At 45.5% G+C, this 17,623-nt stretch carries 18 protein-coding genes; all 18 read right to left on the reverse strand.

The genetic code is table 11. The features are described 5' to 3' along the window. Window positions 1-5: 5 nt before the first annotated feature. Window positions 6-680 (reverse strand): menaquinol-cytochrome c reductase cytochrome b subunit, encoded by a 675-nt coding sequence (qcrB, locus tag AT864_RS00540; protein ID WP_066145421.1) that lies wholly within the window; start codon window positions 678-680, stop codon window positions 6-8. A gap of 3 nt (window positions 681-683) precedes the next feature. Beyond that, a complete protein-coding gene (locus tag AT864_RS00545) occupies window positions 684-1,193 on the reverse strand; it encodes a ubiquinol-cytochrome c reductase iron-sulfur subunit (protein WP_066145423.1) in 510 nt (169 codons plus the stop codon). Window positions 1,194-1,338: 145 nt separating this feature from the next. Further along, window positions 1,339-1,788, reverse strand: a complete 450-nt coding sequence (locus tag AT864_RS00550) for a YpiF family protein (RefSeq protein ID WP_066145425.1) — start codon at window positions 1,786-1,788, stop codon at window positions 1,339-1,341. Window positions 1,789-1,879: 91 nt separating this feature from the next. Further along, a complete protein-coding gene (locus AT864_RS00555; RefSeq protein WP_066145428.1) occupies window positions 1,880-2,410 on the reverse strand; it encodes a ReoY family proteolytic degradation factor in 531 nt (176 codons plus the stop codon). Window positions 2,411-2,467: 57 nt separating this feature from the next. Next, the gene (locus AT864_RS00560; protein WP_066145431.1) at window positions 2,468-3,724 is read right to left on the reverse strand and encodes a lipopolysaccharide assembly protein LapB; all 1,257 of its coding nucleotides are present in this window, start codon (window positions 3,722-3,724) and stop codon (window positions 2,468-2,470) included. Window positions 3,725-3,748: 24 nt separating this feature from the next. Further along, the gene (locus AT864_RS00565) at window positions 3,749-4,648 is read right to left on the reverse strand and encodes a hypothetical protein (RefSeq protein WP_066145434.1); all 900 of its coding nucleotides are present in this window, start codon (window positions 4,646-4,648) and stop codon (window positions 3,749-3,751) included. A 465-nt stretch (window positions 4,649-5,113) separates the two neighbouring features. Then, complete coding sequence (aroA, locus tag AT864_RS00570) at window positions 5,114-6,400, reverse strand: 3-phosphoshikimate 1-carboxyvinyltransferase (protein ID WP_044742264.1); 1,287 nt, start codon at window positions 6,398-6,400, stop codon at window positions 5,114-5,116. An 11-nt stretch (window positions 6,401-6,411) separates the two neighbouring features. Beyond that, window positions 6,412-7,515: a prephenate dehydrogenase gene (locus tag AT864_RS00575; protein ID WP_044742263.1), complete on the reverse strand. Its 1,104-nt coding sequence runs from the start codon at window positions 7,513-7,515 to the stop codon at window positions 6,412-6,414. 57 nt (window positions 7,516-7,572) lie between these two features. After that, window positions 7,573-8,670 (reverse strand): histidinol-phosphate transaminase, encoded by a 1,098-nt coding sequence (gene hisC, locus AT864_RS00580; RefSeq protein ID WP_066145436.1) that lies wholly within the window; start codon window positions 8,668-8,670, stop codon window positions 7,573-7,575. A gap of 30 nt (window positions 8,671-8,700) precedes the next feature. Next, complete coding sequence (gene trpA / locus AT864_RS00585) at window positions 8,701-9,480, reverse strand: tryptophan synthase subunit alpha (RefSeq protein WP_066146492.1); 780 nt, start codon at window positions 9,478-9,480, stop codon at window positions 8,701-8,703. A gap of 4 nt (window positions 9,481-9,484) precedes the next feature. Next, on the reverse strand, window positions 9,485-10,699 hold the full coding sequence (gene trpB / locus AT864_RS00590; protein WP_066146495.1) for a tryptophan synthase subunit beta: 1,215 nt from the start codon (window positions 10,697-10,699) through the stop codon (window positions 9,485-9,487). Next, on the reverse strand, window positions 10,680-11,333 hold the full coding sequence (locus AT864_RS00595) for a phosphoribosylanthranilate isomerase (RefSeq protein WP_066145439.1): 654 nt from the start codon (window positions 11,331-11,333) through the stop codon (window positions 10,680-10,682). Before AT864_RS00595 ends, trpB begins: the two co-directional genes overlap by 20 nt. Next, entirely contained in the window at window positions 11,317-12,093 is a 777-nt protein-coding gene (trpC, locus tag AT864_RS00600) for an indole-3-glycerol phosphate synthase TrpC (protein WP_066145442.1), read from the reverse strand. Before trpC ends, AT864_RS00595 begins: the two co-directional genes overlap by 17 nt. Then, a complete protein-coding gene (trpD, locus tag AT864_RS00605) occupies window positions 12,086-13,105 on the reverse strand; it encodes an anthranilate phosphoribosyltransferase (RefSeq protein WP_066145445.1) in 1,020 nt (339 codons plus the stop codon). Before trpD ends, trpC begins: the two co-directional genes overlap by 8 nt. Continuing rightward, on the reverse strand, window positions 13,098-14,621 hold the full coding sequence (gene trpE, locus AT864_RS00610; RefSeq protein ID WP_066145447.1) for an anthranilate synthase component I: 1,524 nt from the start codon (window positions 14,619-14,621) through the stop codon (window positions 13,098-13,100). The genes trpD and trpE overlap by 8 nt, the downstream gene beginning before the upstream one ends. Before the next feature lie 276 nt (window positions 14,622-14,897). Beyond that, window positions 14,898-15,278 (reverse strand): chorismate mutase, encoded by a 381-nt coding sequence (gene aroH, locus AT864_RS00615; RefSeq protein ID WP_044742257.1) that lies wholly within the window; start codon window positions 15,276-15,278, stop codon window positions 14,898-14,900. After that, complete coding sequence (aroB, locus tag AT864_RS00620) at window positions 15,271-16,377, reverse strand: 3-dehydroquinate synthase (protein ID WP_066145449.1); 1,107 nt, start codon at window positions 16,375-16,377, stop codon at window positions 15,271-15,273. The genes aroH and aroB overlap by 8 nt, the downstream gene beginning before the upstream one ends. Continuing rightward, the gene (gene aroC, locus AT864_RS00625; RefSeq protein WP_066145452.1) at window positions 16,377-17,540 is read right to left on the reverse strand and encodes a chorismate synthase; all 1,164 of its coding nucleotides are present in this window, start codon (window positions 17,538-17,540) and stop codon (window positions 16,377-16,379) included. The genes aroB and aroC overlap by 1 nt, the downstream gene beginning before the upstream one ends. Window positions 17,541-17,623: the final 83 nt, after the last annotated feature.

The following is a 17,623-nucleotide window of genomic DNA, read 5'->3' on the forward strand; positions in this document are numbered from 1 at the left end:
ATATTTTACAGTGGACCAGAGATTCCTTGTTTGCGAATCATCAAAAAGTGCACAGCCATTAATCCAAGCAATGCAGCTGGCAAGAAAAATACATGGATCGCAAAGAAACGTGTCAACGTTTGTGCACCGACAATTTCCGGATGACCCGCTAATAGCGTTTTCACTGCCGTACCAATAATCGGAGTAGCCTCAGCGATTTGCAAACCAACCTTTGTTGCAAATAGCGCTTTCATATCCCATGGAAGCAAGTATCCTGTAAAGCCTAGCCCCATCATGACCATAAAGATGAGCACGCCGACAATCCAGTTCAACTCACGAGGCTTTTTATAGGCCCCTTGGAAAAAGACGCGCAATGTATGTAAAAACATCATGACAATGACAAGACTTGCTCCCCAGTGATGCATTCCGCGCACAATTTGACCGAATGCTACTTCATTTTGTAAATAATACACGGACTCCCAAGCATTCTTAATATCTGGAACGTAGTACATGGTTAAAAACATTCCTGATAAGATTTGGATGACCGTAACAAAAAATGTGAGCCCTCCAAAACAATAAACGAATGCAGAAAAGTGATGGGCTGGGTTTACATGCTCTGGCACTTCATGGTCAGCGATATCTCGCCACAAAGGCGTAATATCTAACCGCTCGTCTACCCAGTCATAAATTTTATTTAACACGTATTACGCCTCCCCTCGTGGTTTCGCTTTACCTAAATACAACTTGCCATCCTTCACCTTGTACTCGTAACGGTCTAACGGATGCATTGGCGGCGTTCCAGGCACGTTTGTACCATCCTTTGTATAACGGCCATAGTGGCATGGACAGAAAAACTGATTTGGGTGCGACTTATCCCCATTCCAGTTAACGGTACAGCCAAGATGCTTACAGATCGGAGACAAGGCAATGATATTACCTTTTTCATCCTTGTACACCCATGCCGATTTTGGTTCTTCAGATTCATACCATGCGTCTTTCACCTTGACTTTAAAGTCGAAGCGCTGCGGCTCTGTTGTGATGTCTTTCACTTGCGCAACCGCTACCATCTCTTCTGCTGCTTCTTCCTTTAAAATCGGATCTAGCGCGAACCGCACCATTGGCATGAGAATACCAGCAGCCATAAATCCGCCCACTCCCGTTAATGTGTAGTTTAAAAACTGGCGTCTTGATACACGGTGTTTCTTTTCGCTCATCATTTTCCCCCCTCTATGTAAAATTAAGTCCATCCGGACAAAATCTTATAACACATATAAAACTAGGACATTCTAATGATAGCTCAAGATGGAGACAAGGTCAATAAGATCGTCAATGAAAACGCTCGCAAATCAACCGTATCCTCTACGTCCAATGCGAAATGAATGAGCTTAACAGCTTGGATGTTTGTTCACGGACCATTTGCTGCTGATAGACCTCATCCATATGTTCAAGCGGAATAGAAGGCAAAACAAACAGCTTGCCGCCAAGCTCTGTTTCGTTCCACATCCGATCGCTTGTTAAATAAAAGACGTGAGCCATGCCGCTTTTCTTTAATTCATCTGTCCAAACGTTCAACCGTTTCACACATTCTTCCTTCGTTTCGGTTAAAAAGTATGTAAATGGCGGAAGCAAGAAGAGACGCCCCTTCAACTGCCGCTCCACTTCACTTGCAAGCAGCTGAACAAGTTCACCGCCGGCAACAGCCGTTTTCGTCGCATTGGATAAGGTAAGTTGGACCAGAGGAAGCAAAGCTGTATCAATATATTGCTTCTCTTTTTCATACATATCCACATCGCTTACTGTCCACTTCACAATTTTATTCTCCCCTCTTTTTGGTTATCCATTCCTCTTTATCAACATACCATACTTGCACAAAAAAGAAAAACCTTGCATCACGCAAGGTTTACAGCTGTTTTAATTTGTCTGTCAACCGCTTGAACTCCAGTTCATCTTGACGATCCAGCGCTTCATCAATAAGCTTCATCAGCCGTTCTTTTTGAAAGTTATAAAGCGATTTTTCTAAAAATTGCTCTGCAAGTATTTGATCTTTTTCATTCACTTGTGTATATTTTGGGGCATACGGATTTTCTTCCAGCACGGCAACGTATTGCGGCGAATGAAATGAAGCTCGAAAATTAAGCTGGATGTAAATATCTTCTTCGCGGTTAAGGCGAATATCATGAAATGACTTTTCAGCATCTGTCGTCATGACGTTTTCTTTATAAAAGCGAAACGGAACATCGTCAACGCAATGAGTCGACATCACCATTCCCCGCGGGCAATATTGGGCATTTTCCACAAAATGCACTCTGCGCATCAGCTGGTCGTGACTCATTAAGTAGTTTAAAATCCATACACACTCGCGCCTTTTTAACTGGTAGTGGCTCAAAAACCAACGAATGAACTCCTTTTTTTCGTTCACCGATACTGTCATCCTACTCCTCCCCCTCTATTGTTTTCCAAGAAAGAGGTTTATGTTCACCCAAGCCCCTTACTCTTCGAGCTGCCATAACATGTGCAGCGCTTCCGTATGAACCGGATCAATCCGCACAATTTGTTCAAATACTTCTTTAGCACGTTCCCGATTTCCTTCTTCCAGAAGAAAATAACCGTATTCTTCAAGAAAATCAACGTCATTCTTAAAGAAAGTATATGCCTCTTGATAATGGTTTAATGCATCCGAATACATCTCAAGCTTATGTTTAGCACGGGCCAACATCCATTCCATTTGCGGATCATATTCTCCCTGTGCCATCGCCTCTTCAATGCGAGTAAGCACCTCATCATAGCGCTCTTGATGCAGAAGCATATGCATCAAAGTAAGAAACGCTTCGATATATCCTGTATCGATTTCAATGGCCTTTCGGATATACATTTCTGCCTCATTTTCCTTTCCAAGCTTTAAAGCAAGCTTACCGGCGTATAAAAACAGTTCTTTGTTCCATTCATCTATTTGCAACCCTTCCTTGGCCATTTCGTAGCCTTCGCTTATTTGGCCTTCCTGTTCATATGACTTAGCCAAATATAAGTAAAGAGGGACATAATCCTGATCAAGCTCTTTGAGCTGTGTTAGTTTCTCAATGGCAGTTTGATAATATTCGGCCTGAAAAGCGGTAAACCCGTAGCCAAACAATATATGGCTGTCCACTTTTTGTTGCAGAGCCTCCTCGTAATACGGCAAAGCCTGTTCGAATTCTCCGAGCAAGCTAAACGCCTCTGCCACTCGTTCCGAAATTAAAGTGCCTGCTACCGTTGTCTCCTGCTCAAGAATTTTCCGGTAAAAATGAATGCTCTGCTGATAGTTCCCATTGGCAAAATACAGCTCAGCAAGTGCGAATTGAATAATAGGCTCATCCGGCAGTTTCTCATATGCTTTTTTGAGCTTCTGCTCGCTAACTTCCTCAAGCCCCTGCATTTGATAAAGATCGGCTGCCAGCAAGCATGCCCTCGGAAACAGAGGATCCTGCTCGTCCACATCTGCCAATATTTCTAGCGCCTTCTCTTCTTCATCCAGTTCCATATAGATTTCCGCTAAAAACAGCTGTATTTCACCGTCTTCTGGATAACGGAACGAAAGCTCTTCCGCTATTTCGCAAGCCTCATCGACCATTCCCCACGAAAACAGCTGCTCTGCCAGCATATATTTTTCTTCATCCGTTGCTTCAGCTTTTACTTTCGGGACAAGCGCCAGCGCCTTTTCCACCTCTCCGCCTTCCACAAGCTGAAGAATTTGTTCCATCTGCTTCATAACCGACACTTCCTTACTACAAACTTAAAAATCGGCTGCAAACATTCCCGGTACACGAATCGTTCGCTCTTTTCCAAATCCCGGATAAAAAAACAAGTGATTGCCCGCTCTCATGATTCTTCCATTATGAACCGTAATCATCGGAATATGTTTATCATAATCGACAATCGCCGTTTCGGCAACTGAATCGCTCAGCAATGTGCGAGCATACAGATTATAATCTACTTCGCCACCAATACGCACATCTCCTTTGTGCGGATAAACGCCGATTTTTTTCAACACATCCAATGATAAAGGGGTACGTTCTTGCAGTGCAAACGGAATAAACGGAATGCGATAAGAAGATAGGAGCTCCTTCCAACGCATTTGTAGACGCTTGGTCGCGTCTTGGGTGATCCAATAAGGAACAAGTGTTACCGGATACGATACAAACGCTTCGTACATCCAACTCCATGGGGCTTCTTCCAAGCGCTCCTCTCCCTGCAACTCAACAAACAAAACAGGAACTTTCCATCGCTTGCACGCTCTGATGAAGGAAGGGGTTAACAGACGAAAAGGAATTTTGGCGCCGATGAAATAATCAATGGGGCTGTTTAGCAAACTTTGCCGCAGCTTTTGCAACGCATTGGGAAGTTGTTGCTCATATAAAACATCGCATACAGCCAGCAGTGATGTACATCCTTTAGAAAGGAAATGCTGCTGCATATATTCCTTAAATTCCGGAAAAGAACGTGGCGTTTGAAAGGAGAAATCAAGCATAATATATCCAGGTGTCAATAAAAATTCGTTCACTGGCATGCGGATCCATCGATAAGCCTTTGTCTGTTGGCTTATGTAATCAATGCGGTTTCCATCAACCACAATGGAACAGCGCTGTAACTGCCCATTTTTTATCATATTCGCTTGATCAATAATATATGGCACGGTTTCATTCCTCCCACACTTGTCCTTATGACAAGCTATGAGAGAATCGAACCGCGTATGAATATTTTTTCAAAGAAGAGACAATCCATGCGTGAATGGATCAAACATTAGCAAAATCGTAAAAAATCATGGACACAATCCTGTATGATCTATGAAAAAACCAATTGATCAACGCGGATGGAAGACAAAATAAACAACGTCGGAAAAATCAGCGGTTGAAGGCCAGCCATACGAATGCGGACAAAGACCGAGAACATATAATGCTTCTCGGCGACTCTCCTTATGATCAGCGGACTCCTCTCCATCGATTGATTTCAATCATAGGCTCTGTGCCGTATGATATCAAATGAACCACCTCCATTCCGTTAAGAGGTGGGAAACTTCTCGGTGGATGATGTGAAAAGAGGATGACACCGTCAAGGAAGTTTTGCTCTCTTGCGGTTCATCCCCTTCTTCTTATTTTGACTAGCAAAGCACCTGCAAATGCTCAAAAAACGTCGGGTAAGATACAGCGATTGCTTCCGAGCGTTTGAGCGACACCGTGCCTTCCGTAATGCAAGCAGCGATCGCCAGCATCATGCCAATTCGATGGTCTCCATAGCTGTCGACAATAGCTTCTTTCGCCTTCAATGCTGTTTTTCCATGAATTCGCATTCCATCTTCTGTCGCTTCAATTTCAGCGCCTAACTTGCGCAATTCCGACACAACCGTATCGATCCGGTTCGTTTCTTTCACTTTTAGCTCGCTTGCATCCTTAATGACAGTTGTTCCTTCTGCTTGAGTAGCCAACAGAGCAATAATCGGTATTTCATCGATTAAACGCGGAATAAGCGCTCCGCCAATTTCCACCGCTTTTAATTTAGAGGTTCGAATGGTAATGTCGCCAAGCGGCTCCGTTTCTTCATTGCGAATGTTTTCAATGGTTAAATCCGCCCCCATTTGCTGCAGCACATCGATCATTCCTGTTCGAGTTGGATTCAATCCGACATTTTTTAGAACGATTTCGCTGTTGGGCACAATCGCGCCCGCGACTAAGAAAAAGGCGGCTGACGAGATATCGCCGGGAACATAAATATCCGCTCCTCGCAGCTGTTGTTTTCCAGTCACAGAAACGCTGAGCCCATTCGTTATCACTTCACCGCCAAATAATCGCACCATTCGTTCTGTATGATCACGCGACTTGATCGGCTCTGTTACTGTTGTCGTACCATCAGCCATGAGCCCCGCCAATAAAATGGCCGACTTTACTTGGGCGCTGGCAACCGGAGAAGTATAGTGAATCGGCTGTAAACTTCCGCCGCGAATGGAAATAGGCGTATAATTCCCGCCATCTCTTCCATCGATACGGGCCCCCATCATGCGGAGCGGTTCTGTCACTCTTTTCATCGGACGTTTCGCAATGGATTCATCGCCAATAAGGCAAGCATGAAAGGAGCAGCCCGCTAAAATACCAAGCAACAATCGTGTTGTCGTTCCTGAATTTCCGACATTTAAAATTTCCTGCGGCTCCAACAACCCCGCTATTCCATTTCCTTTTACCACCACATCCGTCCCATTTTGTGCAATATCGACTCCCATTTTGCGAAAACAATCAATCGTACTTAAACAATCCTCACCTGTTAAAAAATGAGCAATCGTCGTTGTGCCGCGAGCAATCGCTCCAAGCATAACCGCTCGATGAGAGATGGATTTGTCCCCAGGAACTTCAATGGTTCCCCGCAAGGACTGAACATTGGTTCTTAATGCTTGCATGTTGTTCCTCCTCATCCTTCATATGTTTCATAATTCGTGTGCGCACGGATGCATTGTTTTGCCTTTTCGCGATCCATTTCGCTTTGAAAGCTGAGACGGAGCACACCGTAAATTTCTTTCCTCGTTTCAATAATGCGGATGTTGGTGATACTAATCTTTTCTTGTGCTAGATATCCAGTAATCTCAGAAATAACCCCTGGATAGTCAGGAACATCTACATATAAATCATAAAAAGACGGTATTGCCCCTTTCGTCCTTACAGGCAATCCATCACGAAATTGTTTGGCTTCTAAAAAATAGCGATAGATTTCCTCGCTTTTTTCCTTCTCGACAAGCGAGCGGATCCTATGCATCTCAGCAAGCCATCGATCAAACAACGATAGCAGTTCAGTTTTGTTATGTATCAGAATATCGCGCCACATTTCCGGGTTGCTTGAAGCGATACGCGTAATATCGCGAAAACCGCCAGCCGCCAGCCTGCTGACAAGCTCGTCTTCGCTCTCATATTGCTGGGCCTGATGGACAAGGCTCGCGGCAATAATATGCGGAAAATGGCTGATCACTCCCGTAATCCGATCATGGTCGTTTGGCGATAGAATGACAAAGTTCGCTTTCGTTCCTTTCAACCATTGCTTCAATCGCTCCACTTCACTCATCGGCACCGCCTCTGTCGGCGTTAAAATATAAAACGCATTTTCAAACAAATGCGCTTTTGCCGCTACTACACCGCTTTTATGGGACCCTGCCATCGGGTGTCCGCCAATAAACATCACACCTTGGTCCAGCAACGCCTTCGCCTGCTCGATAATCCGCTGCTTCGTGCTGCCAACATCCGTTACAAGCACAGATGGACGCAAACGGTATGTCAACATATCGGTTAAAATTTTTTCAGTCTGCATCACTGGCGTTGCTAAAATAATGACATCAGCCCGGCTCATCCCTTCTTCAACAGAAGCAGCCGCTTCATCAATGACTGCCAGTGTGCGAGCCATCCTTATTTCATCTTCATTGATATCAAATCCGACAATCGTTGCCTCAGGATGCTCCTTTTTAATGGCAAGCGCCATCGAACCTCCAATGAGCCCAAGGCCGACGACAAAGACCGTTCCTTTCAACAAATTCACCTTCTTCTTTTACATATGCCCGCTGCGCAACTAGGCAGCGGGCTTTTGTCAAACGAGTTGCGTTTCTTTCAACATTTGTCCAAGCACTTGGAAAAGCTTTTGATTTTGTTCCTCCGACCCGATGGTAATCCGCACGGAAGTCGGAAATCCGAGCGCATTTCCAGAGCGCACAATCATTCCTTTTTCTAATAAGTATTGAAATACGCGATTCCCCTCTATTCCGAAATCAATCAAAATGAAATTCGTTTCGGAAGGGTAATAAGATAGACGATGTTCCTGACAGAAACGATAAAACTTTTCCAGCTCTTGTTTATTTTTAGAAACACATTGCTGGATAAATGTCTGGTCACTAAGAGCAGCCAGCGCTGCCGCTTGGGCAACACTCGATGTATTAAACGGCTCGCGGGCCGGTTCAACCTGCTGAATCAACGCTTCGTTTGCTACACCGTAGCCAATGCGCAAGCTCGCTAATCCATAAGCTTTCGAAAACGTGCGCAAAATCATTAAATTGTGATATTCATTTAACAGCGGTACGGTTTCTGGATAGTCTTCCGCCGTGACATATTCATAGTATGCTTCATCTAATACGACAAGCACATGCTTTGGAACTTGTTGTAAAAAGGCGGATAGCTGCTGCTCATCGACATACGTGCCCGTTGGGTTATTCGGATTGCATACCCAAACAATGCGCGTCTGTTCATCAATCGCAGCAAGCATGGACGACAAGTCATGACATCCATCCACAAGCGGAATTTCACGAATTTCTGCTCCCTCAATTACAGCGTTATGGCGATATTGCGGAAAAGTTGGAGCAGCCATCACTGTGTTCGTCTCCGCTGACAGAAAAGCACGGCAAAGAATTTGGATTACTTCATCTGAACCATTGCCAAAAAGAAGCTGCGTTTCTTTCACTCCGAGATGCCGTGCTACTTCTTCCCGGAGAATGCGGGCGTAACCGTCTGGATACAGCTCAAGCTGATCCAAAACCTCGACAATCGCCTTTTTAACAGTTGGAGAACTGCCATATGGATTTTCATTCGAGGCCAGCTTGATGACATCCGTTAGTCCATATTGCTGCTTTACTTCCTCCATCGATTTACCTGGCTGATAAGGGGGCAGCCCTTGCAATTGATTTTTAATTTTCATCTTCTCACCCCATTGCAAATTTTGGCTGATTTAAGGAGTGCAGCGTTTTCCCAACGGCGCCGTCAGCATTTGAGCGTACCGCTGAAATTCATTGAGCGCTTCCTGTTTTGTCTCTTCATGCAACAGCCGATCCCCGAGCTGTTCCATTTTTTGGACAAGCGCGCTGCCAATGATGATACCATCGCTATAGTTTTTCAGCATGCTCACCTGCTCGCTTGTTGAAATTCCGAAGCCGACCGCTACCGGAACCCGGCTGTATTGCTTCACTTCCATTAAAAATGATTCCAATTCATCAGGCAGCGTATCTCGTACACCGGTTACCCCAAGCGACGAAACACAATACAAAAAGCCTTGTGCGCTGGAAGCAATTTTCTCGATTCGCTGTTTGGATGTTGGCGCTACTAACGAAATGCAGGCGACACCAGCCTCTGCGCTCAGCTTGCGAATCGGTCCGCTTTCTTCAAATGGCAAATCAGGAATTAAGACGCCGTCGACTCCATTTTCCTTCACTAAAGTAAAAAAGAATTCTTCTCCTAATTGTAACACAGGATTGTAATAGGTAAAGAGAATAATAGGAATTTTCACACCTTTTTTTCGCAGCACCGGCACGAGTTCAATCGCTTTTGGTAAGTTCATTTTGTGCTTCAGCGCTCTTGATGTTGCCCGCTGAATGATGGGACCGTCTGCGAGCGGATCAGAATAAGGAACTCCCAGCTCCAATATATCGGCACCAGCTTCTTGAAGAGCAAGCGCTAGCTCCACTGTTATATCTGGATGCGGATCCCCGGCCATAATGAATGGAATAAACATCGTTTTAGTCGTTAGAGATAGCTGCAATGTCAGCTCCCCCTTTCTCTCTATTCATAATGGCTTGCACATCTTTATCGCCCCGTCCTGACAAGCATACGAGCACCGCGCTGTCCTTCGGAAGGTGTGGCACTAGTTTAAACGTATGAGCAAGAGCATGAGCAGATTCGATCGCTGGAATGATTCCTTCCTCTCTGGCAAGCAGCTGGAAGGCATGGAGCGCTTCCTCATCTGTGACACTCTCGTATTGCACACGCCCAATGCTTGCTAAGTAAGCATGTTCTGGACCGACTCCAGGATAGTCAAGGCCAGCTGAAATGGAGTAAGGTTCCAGTATTTGTCCGTATTCATCTTGCAACAAATAGGTGAGTGAACCATGAATCACTCCTTTGGTGCCTTTTGTTATTGTCGCGGCATGGTAAGGGGTGTTCGTGCCTTTTCCTGCTGCTTCCACACCAATAAGCGCAACCTCGTCGTCTAAAAACGGATAAAACGTGCCAATCGCATTGCTTCCTCCGCCTACACACGCCACGACGACTTCTGGAAGCTTTCCTTCACGCTCTAAAAATTGCTGTTTAGCTTCATCGCCGATAATGCGCTGGAATTCACGTACCATTTTTGGATAAGGATGCGGTCCGACAACCGAACCGATCATGTAAAAATGATCGTCACAATGCTGAACCCAGTAGCGGATGGCCTCATTGGTCGCGTCTTTCAATGTTCGATTTCCGCTAAAAACAGGCACGACTTCCGCTCCTAAGAGTTTCATGCGAAACACATTTAACTCTTGCCGTTTGATATCTTCTTCGCCCATAAATACGATGCATTCCATGCCAAAGCGTGCGGCGACAGTGGCCGCAGCGACTCCGTGCTGTCCCGCTCCAGTTTCAGCAATCAGTTTCTTTTTGCCCATTCGCTTTGCTAAAAGCACCTGTCCGATCGCATTGTTAATTTTATGAGCACCGGTATGGTTTAAGTCCTCACGTTTCAAATAAATTTTCGCTCCATTGAATTTTTCAGTAAGGTTCTTAACAAATGTGAGCGATGTCGGCCGCCCTGAATACTCTTGCAAACTATCCATATATTCCGTTCGAAACGCTGGATCCGCCATGGCTTTCTCAAGCTCTCTCTCTATTTCTTCAAGCGGGAGCATTAACGTTTCGGGAACAAACTTGCCGCCAAATTCCCCAAATCTCCCATTTTCATTTGGTTCCTTGTACATCATGCTTCACCCTCTTTTCAATCTCCATCATTTTCCGCGCACTTTTTTTACCGTTTTCTTCGATACCACTGCTTATATCCACACCATGGGGGCGATAAGAAAGCAGTTGGGCCACATTATCTGGCGTTATGCCGCCTGCAATGAAACACGGGACTCCCTGGCGATTCGCTTCTTCCAAATAAAAGGGGATTGCTTCCCAGTTAAACGATAGGCCTGTTCCGCCCCACGCTCCTTTCACTCGACTGTCAACAATATAGCCGTCAGCAACTGTTGCATATTGTCTCATTTTACTCAACGCCTCTTCGCTATGATGAATCGCTTTCCAAACAGGCAAATCCGTTGCCGCTTTGATCTTTGCTATCTGCTCCACCGTTTCCGTGCCATGACATTGAATCACAGAAAGAGGAAGCAGCTCTGTGACTGCATAAATGTCCTCTGCTGAACTGTTTACAAACACCCCAACCAGCTGCTTCTTCCCTAAATCCACCATCTTTAACCATGTTTTCGCTTCATGCGCATCGACCTTTCGCTTGCTTTCGGCAAAAATAATCCCAAGATAATCCGCGCAGCTCTTGATCCCTTTTTGCAGATCGGAAAGGGACTGATGCCCGCAATATTTAAGAAGGACGGACATCGCTTCTAACCTCCTTGTATAGCTCGTCAACAGCCTGCATCACATCGTCTTGTCTCATTAACGATTCACCTACTAACACTGCATGTGCGCCGTATGCGCGTACCCGCTGTAAATCATAGGCATTCGCAATACCGCTTTCACTGACTACCACGCATGATGGAGGCACATGCGGGAGCAAATTCTTTGTTGCGTCTAAAGAGGTCGTAAATGTCTGCAAATCTCGATTATTAATGCCCACTATTTCTGGAGTAAATCGTTCTAAAATGGCTTCCAGCGTTTGGCGGCTATGCACTTCGACTAAGCATTCCAAGCCTTTTTCATATGCCTCTTCATAGAGCTCATGCAGTTTTTTTGGTGAAAGTGCTTCTCCAATTAATAAAATGGCATCGGCACCGATTCTTGCACTCTCTTCAATTTGCAGCCGATCAATGATAAAATCTTTACGCAACACAGGAAGACGGACCGTCTCTTTAATCTCGATTAAATATCGGTAATGACCTTGGAAATAAGTTTGATCCGTCAAAACAGAAATGGCATCCACTCCCGCTTGTTCATACGCTTTGGCAATCTCAACAGGCTGGAAATTGGGCCGGATAATCCCTTTGGATGGAGACGCTTTTTTCACCTCAGCAATCATCCCTATGGATCGCTTCGCATTTTTAAGTGCTGTACACAGCGAAAAGCGTGGAAAATGATAGCGAGGCGGTAATTCTATTCGTTCGATCTCATTTTGCTTTGTAGCAAGAATTTGCTTAAGCATAATTTTCCACCTCCCTCGTTTGCAAACGATGCAATTGTGCAAGCGCCCGCTTCGTTCTGATTGCTTCTTTTGCCAGTTTGACCCCTTCATGAATCGTACTGGCTTTTTGGGCAATATAAAGCGCGACACCTGCATTCAGACAAACAATATTCTCAGCGCTCTCATTCGCTGTTCCTGCCATCACCATCCGCAAAAGCGCTGCGCTCTGCGAAGCGTTATAGACTTGAATATCTTCGAGCCTTCCGCGAGGCAGTCCGCACTCCTCAGGAGTCACGACAAAGCGGCGAATGTTTCCATCCTTTAGTTCAACGATATCTGTTTCAGTGGTGATGCTGCATTCATCCAATCCATCTCGGCCAGTTACCAGCACAACATGAGAGGAGCCGAGCCGTTTCAGTGTTTCCGCCAATTTTTCAGCATATGCTGTTGAATATACGCCAATCACTTGTCGCTTGCATCCAGCAGGGTTGGCAAGCGGTCCAAGCAGATTAAATGCGGTGCGAAAGCCGATTTCTTTACGTGGAACTGCTGCATGCTTCATCGCCGCATGGTAAAAGGGAGCAAAGAGAAAGGCGAGCCCTTTTGTTTTTAGCGCTGCTTTCGCTTCCTGCGGTGTTCCTTGAATATGAATGCCAAGCTGTTCCAAGACGTCAGCGCTGCCGCTCGTCGATGATACAGCTCGATTGCCATGTTTGGCCACCTTAACCCCAAGGGAGGAAACGATAATGGCCGCTGCTGTAGAAATGTTAAATGTCCGTTTTTCATCTCCCCCTGTGCCGCATGTATCAATGATTTCCTCATCATACTCAATGCGGAGCATTTGACTGCGCATGCCACGCGCTAATCCTGTTAATTCATCGACCGTTTCGCCACGCAAGCGCAAAATCGATAAAAAGCTGGCAATCTGACTTTCTGTTGCCTCACCTGACATAATGGCAATCATGGCATCATACGCTTCTTGTTCACTTAGCGAATATCCCTCAATACATTTGGCTAATAGCTGTTTAAGCATATAAACGCCCCCTTTTTGTGAACACCTTTTCTGCCAGCTCGATGGATTTTACTAGCGCACTTGCTTTATTATGGGTTTCCTTCCACTCCCGTTCGGGGATGGAGTCAGCCACGACACCGGCGCCAGTCTGCACATAAGCATAACCGTCTTTCACCATCGCCGTGCGAATGGCAATGCAAGAATCGATGTTGCCATCAAAACCGATATAAGCAATTGTTCCGGCGTATATGTGGCGCGCCGTTGGTTCCAATTCATTTAAAATTTGCATGGCCCGGACCTTTGGGGCCCCGCTTACTGTTCCAGCAGGAAATGACGCCAGCAAGGCATCAATAGAATGAACTCCGTCTTTTAGCTCCCCTGTTACTTTCGAAATCAGATGCATAACATGAGAAAATTTACCGATCTCCATCAGCACAGGCGTCTTCACTGTTCCATATTTCGCCACTTTTCCAATATCATTTCTTGCTAAATCTACCAGCATATAATGCTCTGCCTGTTCCTTCGGGTCGTTCAATAATTCAAGCGCTAACGCTTCGTCCTCTTCTTTCGACCTTCCTCGCCGGCGCGTTCCGGCAATCGGATGGATTTCAATTTGGCGCTGTTGCACTTGCACTAGCTTTTCTGGCGAGCTTCCCACAATTTCTTCTTCATCTGTTTGAATATAAAACATATATGGCGACGGATTGATTTTTCTGAGCATGCGATATAATTGAAATCCAGTGATGCGAACGGGAATCGTAAAACGCTGCGACAGCACAGCTTGGAAAATGTCCCCCGCTTCAATGTAGCGTTGGATCGCTTCGACATCCCGCATAAACGAAGCTCGATCATATGTTGACGATAGTTGTTTAAAAGAAATGCGCTGCAGTTCTTCATCATCAAAAAGCGGTAAAATTGGCCGATGAATTCCAGATGTTGCCTTTTTCATCAACGCTTCTATGCTTCTCAATCCTTCTTCATACTTTTTTTGTTTTTCTCGCTCATGATCGTCCTCGTGCAGACGAACATAATGAATCAATACAACTTCACGCTTTATGTGGTCGAATACAATCAGTGATTGACAAATTACAAAATAAGCCATTTTCATTGCAAGATCGCGTTGGGAATGCAACGGCACTTTTTCAATCGTTGAAATAAAATCATAGCTTAAATAACCAACGGCCCCTCCGACAAACGGGATATCCGTTTCAATCGGCTTTACTCGCAGCTTCTTTTCCACATGCAAAAACGCTTCTTTTAATGTGAGGGTTGTAGCGATTTTCCCATGCTCATCAACAACGAAAAACGATTGGCCTGTTTCGCTCTGAATTTTCAAAAAAGGGTCAATCCCAATGAATGAATATCGCGACCATGGCGATTGTTCATCCTTGCTCTCCAGTAAAAAATGGGCCTCATCTTTTAAATTTTCAAAGAGCTGCAATGGTTCCAGTACATCAGCAAAAAAACGGCGCACAATCGGAATCGTGCGAAATTCAGCGGAATCTTCCAAAAAAGTGGTTAATGTGCAGTTTTTCATTTTTCTCTCCTCCGTTTACTCGGATGGAGAATGAGGGTTTATGAGGCATAAAATGAGGAAAACCCAAAGACGTGGCGTCTTTGGGTAGAATCATCCCATACATGCACTCACCTCAGCTAAACTCGCTCATTCTCATCTACCCTATTACTCGTCTCACTCACTTCATTTACTACCATTCATGCTTTGTTACTCGCGGCAAAAAATGCCGTCACACTTCATCTTCTCCACTCTTCTAGTCAACATAGCAGAAGTGCGCTTCTGCTTTTTCCTATAATATTACAAGTCTGTTTTTTTTGTCAATGATAAATCTGGTCGAAGCTGGACCGCGTTGCGCAGATAAATATGAATGACCTCATCTTGCGCTTTAGCAGTTTGTGCGGTCATCATAATCCGAATACAGCCCGGCAAAGAGCCGGGAACCGGGATTTCTCTTGTACACATGACTGGCACATACGTCCAGCCCTCAATTCGGCGCAGCGCTTGAGCAGGAAATGCAGCCGTTAAATCATCGGTAACTGAGATCAGCACAGATACTACATCGCTTGCTTTTATCCCGTTTGCTTGAATCATATGCCTTAGCAACTCTTCAGTAGCATCCACAATTTCTTCGGCATCATTACTCGTGACGGTTGTCGCTCCTCGAATTCCTCTAATCATCAGCTTTCTCCCCACTTTGCCAAAATTCATTTAAAAGCGATAACGCCTGTTTATCATCTATTTCCTCTACGCATACATGTCCAATCTCTCGCAAAAGCACCATGCGGATTTTTCCCGACTTCGCTTTTTTATCTCCCTTCATTTTTTGCAGCAGTCGTTCCGGATCAAGCTGCTTCGGCGGAACAACAGGGAAGCCGTACGATTCAAACCATTTGGCGAAATGATGGTCAACAAATGATAAGCGATATGTGCGCTCGCTGACAAAAATCGCAAATAGCATTCCGAGCGCTACTGCATCTCCATGTGTCATCACACCATATCCTAGCTCGCTTTCCAGCGCATGGGCCAGCGTATGGCCGAAATTGAGATGAGCACGAACTCCTGTTTCTCGTTCATCCTCAGACACGATACGCGCCTTTACTTCGATTCCTTTTCGAATACAATGCTGCAATTTTTCCCCTCTAACATCAGCAAGGCTATGAATGTTCATTTTGAGCCAGTTGTAAAACCCCGGATCGCCAATTAGAGCGTGTTTCACAACTTCAGCAAATCCAGAGCGCAGTTCGCGCTCCGGCAATGATTGTAAAAGTTTCACATCATACACAACCGCTTCTGGTTGATAAAAAGCACCGATCATATTTTTTCCAAGTGGATGATTAATCGCTACTTTCCCTCCGACGGCACTATCATGGGCGAGCAATGTGGTCGGCATTTGAATATAAGGAATCCCACGCATAAATGTTGCAGCCACAAAGCCAGCCAGATCGCCAACAACCCCGCCGCCAAACGCAATGATAAGTGAATGGCGATCCAAACCATACGTCAGTGCTGCCGTTTGGCAAGCATAATAATGTTCAAATGATTTAGCGGCTTCTCCGCTCGGAATCACGTGTGTGTAAACATCATAGCGGCGGCTGAGCGGCTCGACAAGCTGGGACAAATAGAGAGCTTTCAGTGTTTCGTCTGTAACAACCATTATCTTTGTCCCGTGCGGAAAGCCGAGCTCTTCAAGCCATTGCGGCAATAATTCAAGCATTCCTTCCCCTAAACAAAGCGGGTACTGTTTAGTCGCTGTTTGTATAGCTATCTGCTCCATCATTAAAACTCCCTTGCATATCGGCGCATCTGTTCCATATTCGCTTTAATTAAATCCATTCGATCTTGGCCAAATTGGTCAACAATGGCCGCGGCAATTTCCCAAGCGACCACTGCCTCAGCAACAACGCTGGCGGCTGGAACCGCGCAACTGTCTGAACGCTCAATGCTGGCGGCAAACGGCTCTTTTGTTTCAATATCGACACTTTCAAGCGGTTTATATAAAGTCGGAATCGGCTTCATCACTCCGCGCACCACAATCGGCATCCCCGTTGTCATTCCGCCTTCAAAACCGCCAGCGCGGTTGGTGCGGCGGCGAAATCCTACTTCCCTATCCCAAGTAATTTCATCATGCACGGCGCTTCCCGGAAGCCGGGCGGCTTCAAAGCCGATACCGATTTCAACTCCTTTAAAGGCATTGATGCTAACCATCGCCGCCGCAATTTTGGCATCAAGCTTTCGATCATAATGAACATAGCTGCCAACCCCTGCTGGGACTCCTTCTACGATCACTTCAACAATTCCGCCGACGGAGTCACCGTTCGCCTTCGCTTGGTCAATCGCTTCCATCATTTTTACGGCAGCCTCTTCGTCAAAGCAACGAACAGGAGATTGTTCCGTAACGCTTTGCAGTTGCTCAAGCGACTCATAAGCAGGAGACTGTGCCCGCACACCGCCGATCTCCAGAACATGACCAGCTACTTGAATTCCAAGCTCCGCTAAAATCCGTTTCGCTACCGCTCCAGCGGCTACACGCGCGGTCGTTTCCCGCGCAGATGAGCGCTCCAGCACATTCCGCATATCGCGATGGCCATATTTGATGGCACCATTTAAATCCGCATGCCCCGGACGCGGTCTCGTCACTTTCCGTTTAACCTCTTCTGTTTCAAGCGGTTCGATGGACATAATATTTGTCCAATGCTTCCAATCCCTGTTTTCGACGACAAGCGTAATTGGTGAGCCAATCGTTTTGCCATGACGCACGCCGCTTAAAATTTTCACTTCGTCTTTTTCGATTTGCATCCGTCTGCCGCGTCCATATCCTTTTTGTCTTCTCGCTAACTCTTCATCAATGTGCTCCTTTAGAAGCGGAAGACCTGCTGGGACTCCTTCTAAAACTGCCGTAAGCTGTGGCCCATGTGATTCCCCTGCTGTTATGTATCTCATTTTCTAGTTCTCTCTCCCTTCAACTCTTTAACGCGTTTATGTAAAAATATATCATAATTTCACAAAATGAAAAGCCCCTATAA

It is taken from the genome of Anoxybacillus sp. P3H1B, assembly GCF_001560855.1.
Classification (GTDB): Bacteria; Bacillota; Bacilli; order Bacillales; family Anoxybacillaceae; genus Anoxybacteroides; species Anoxybacteroides rupiense.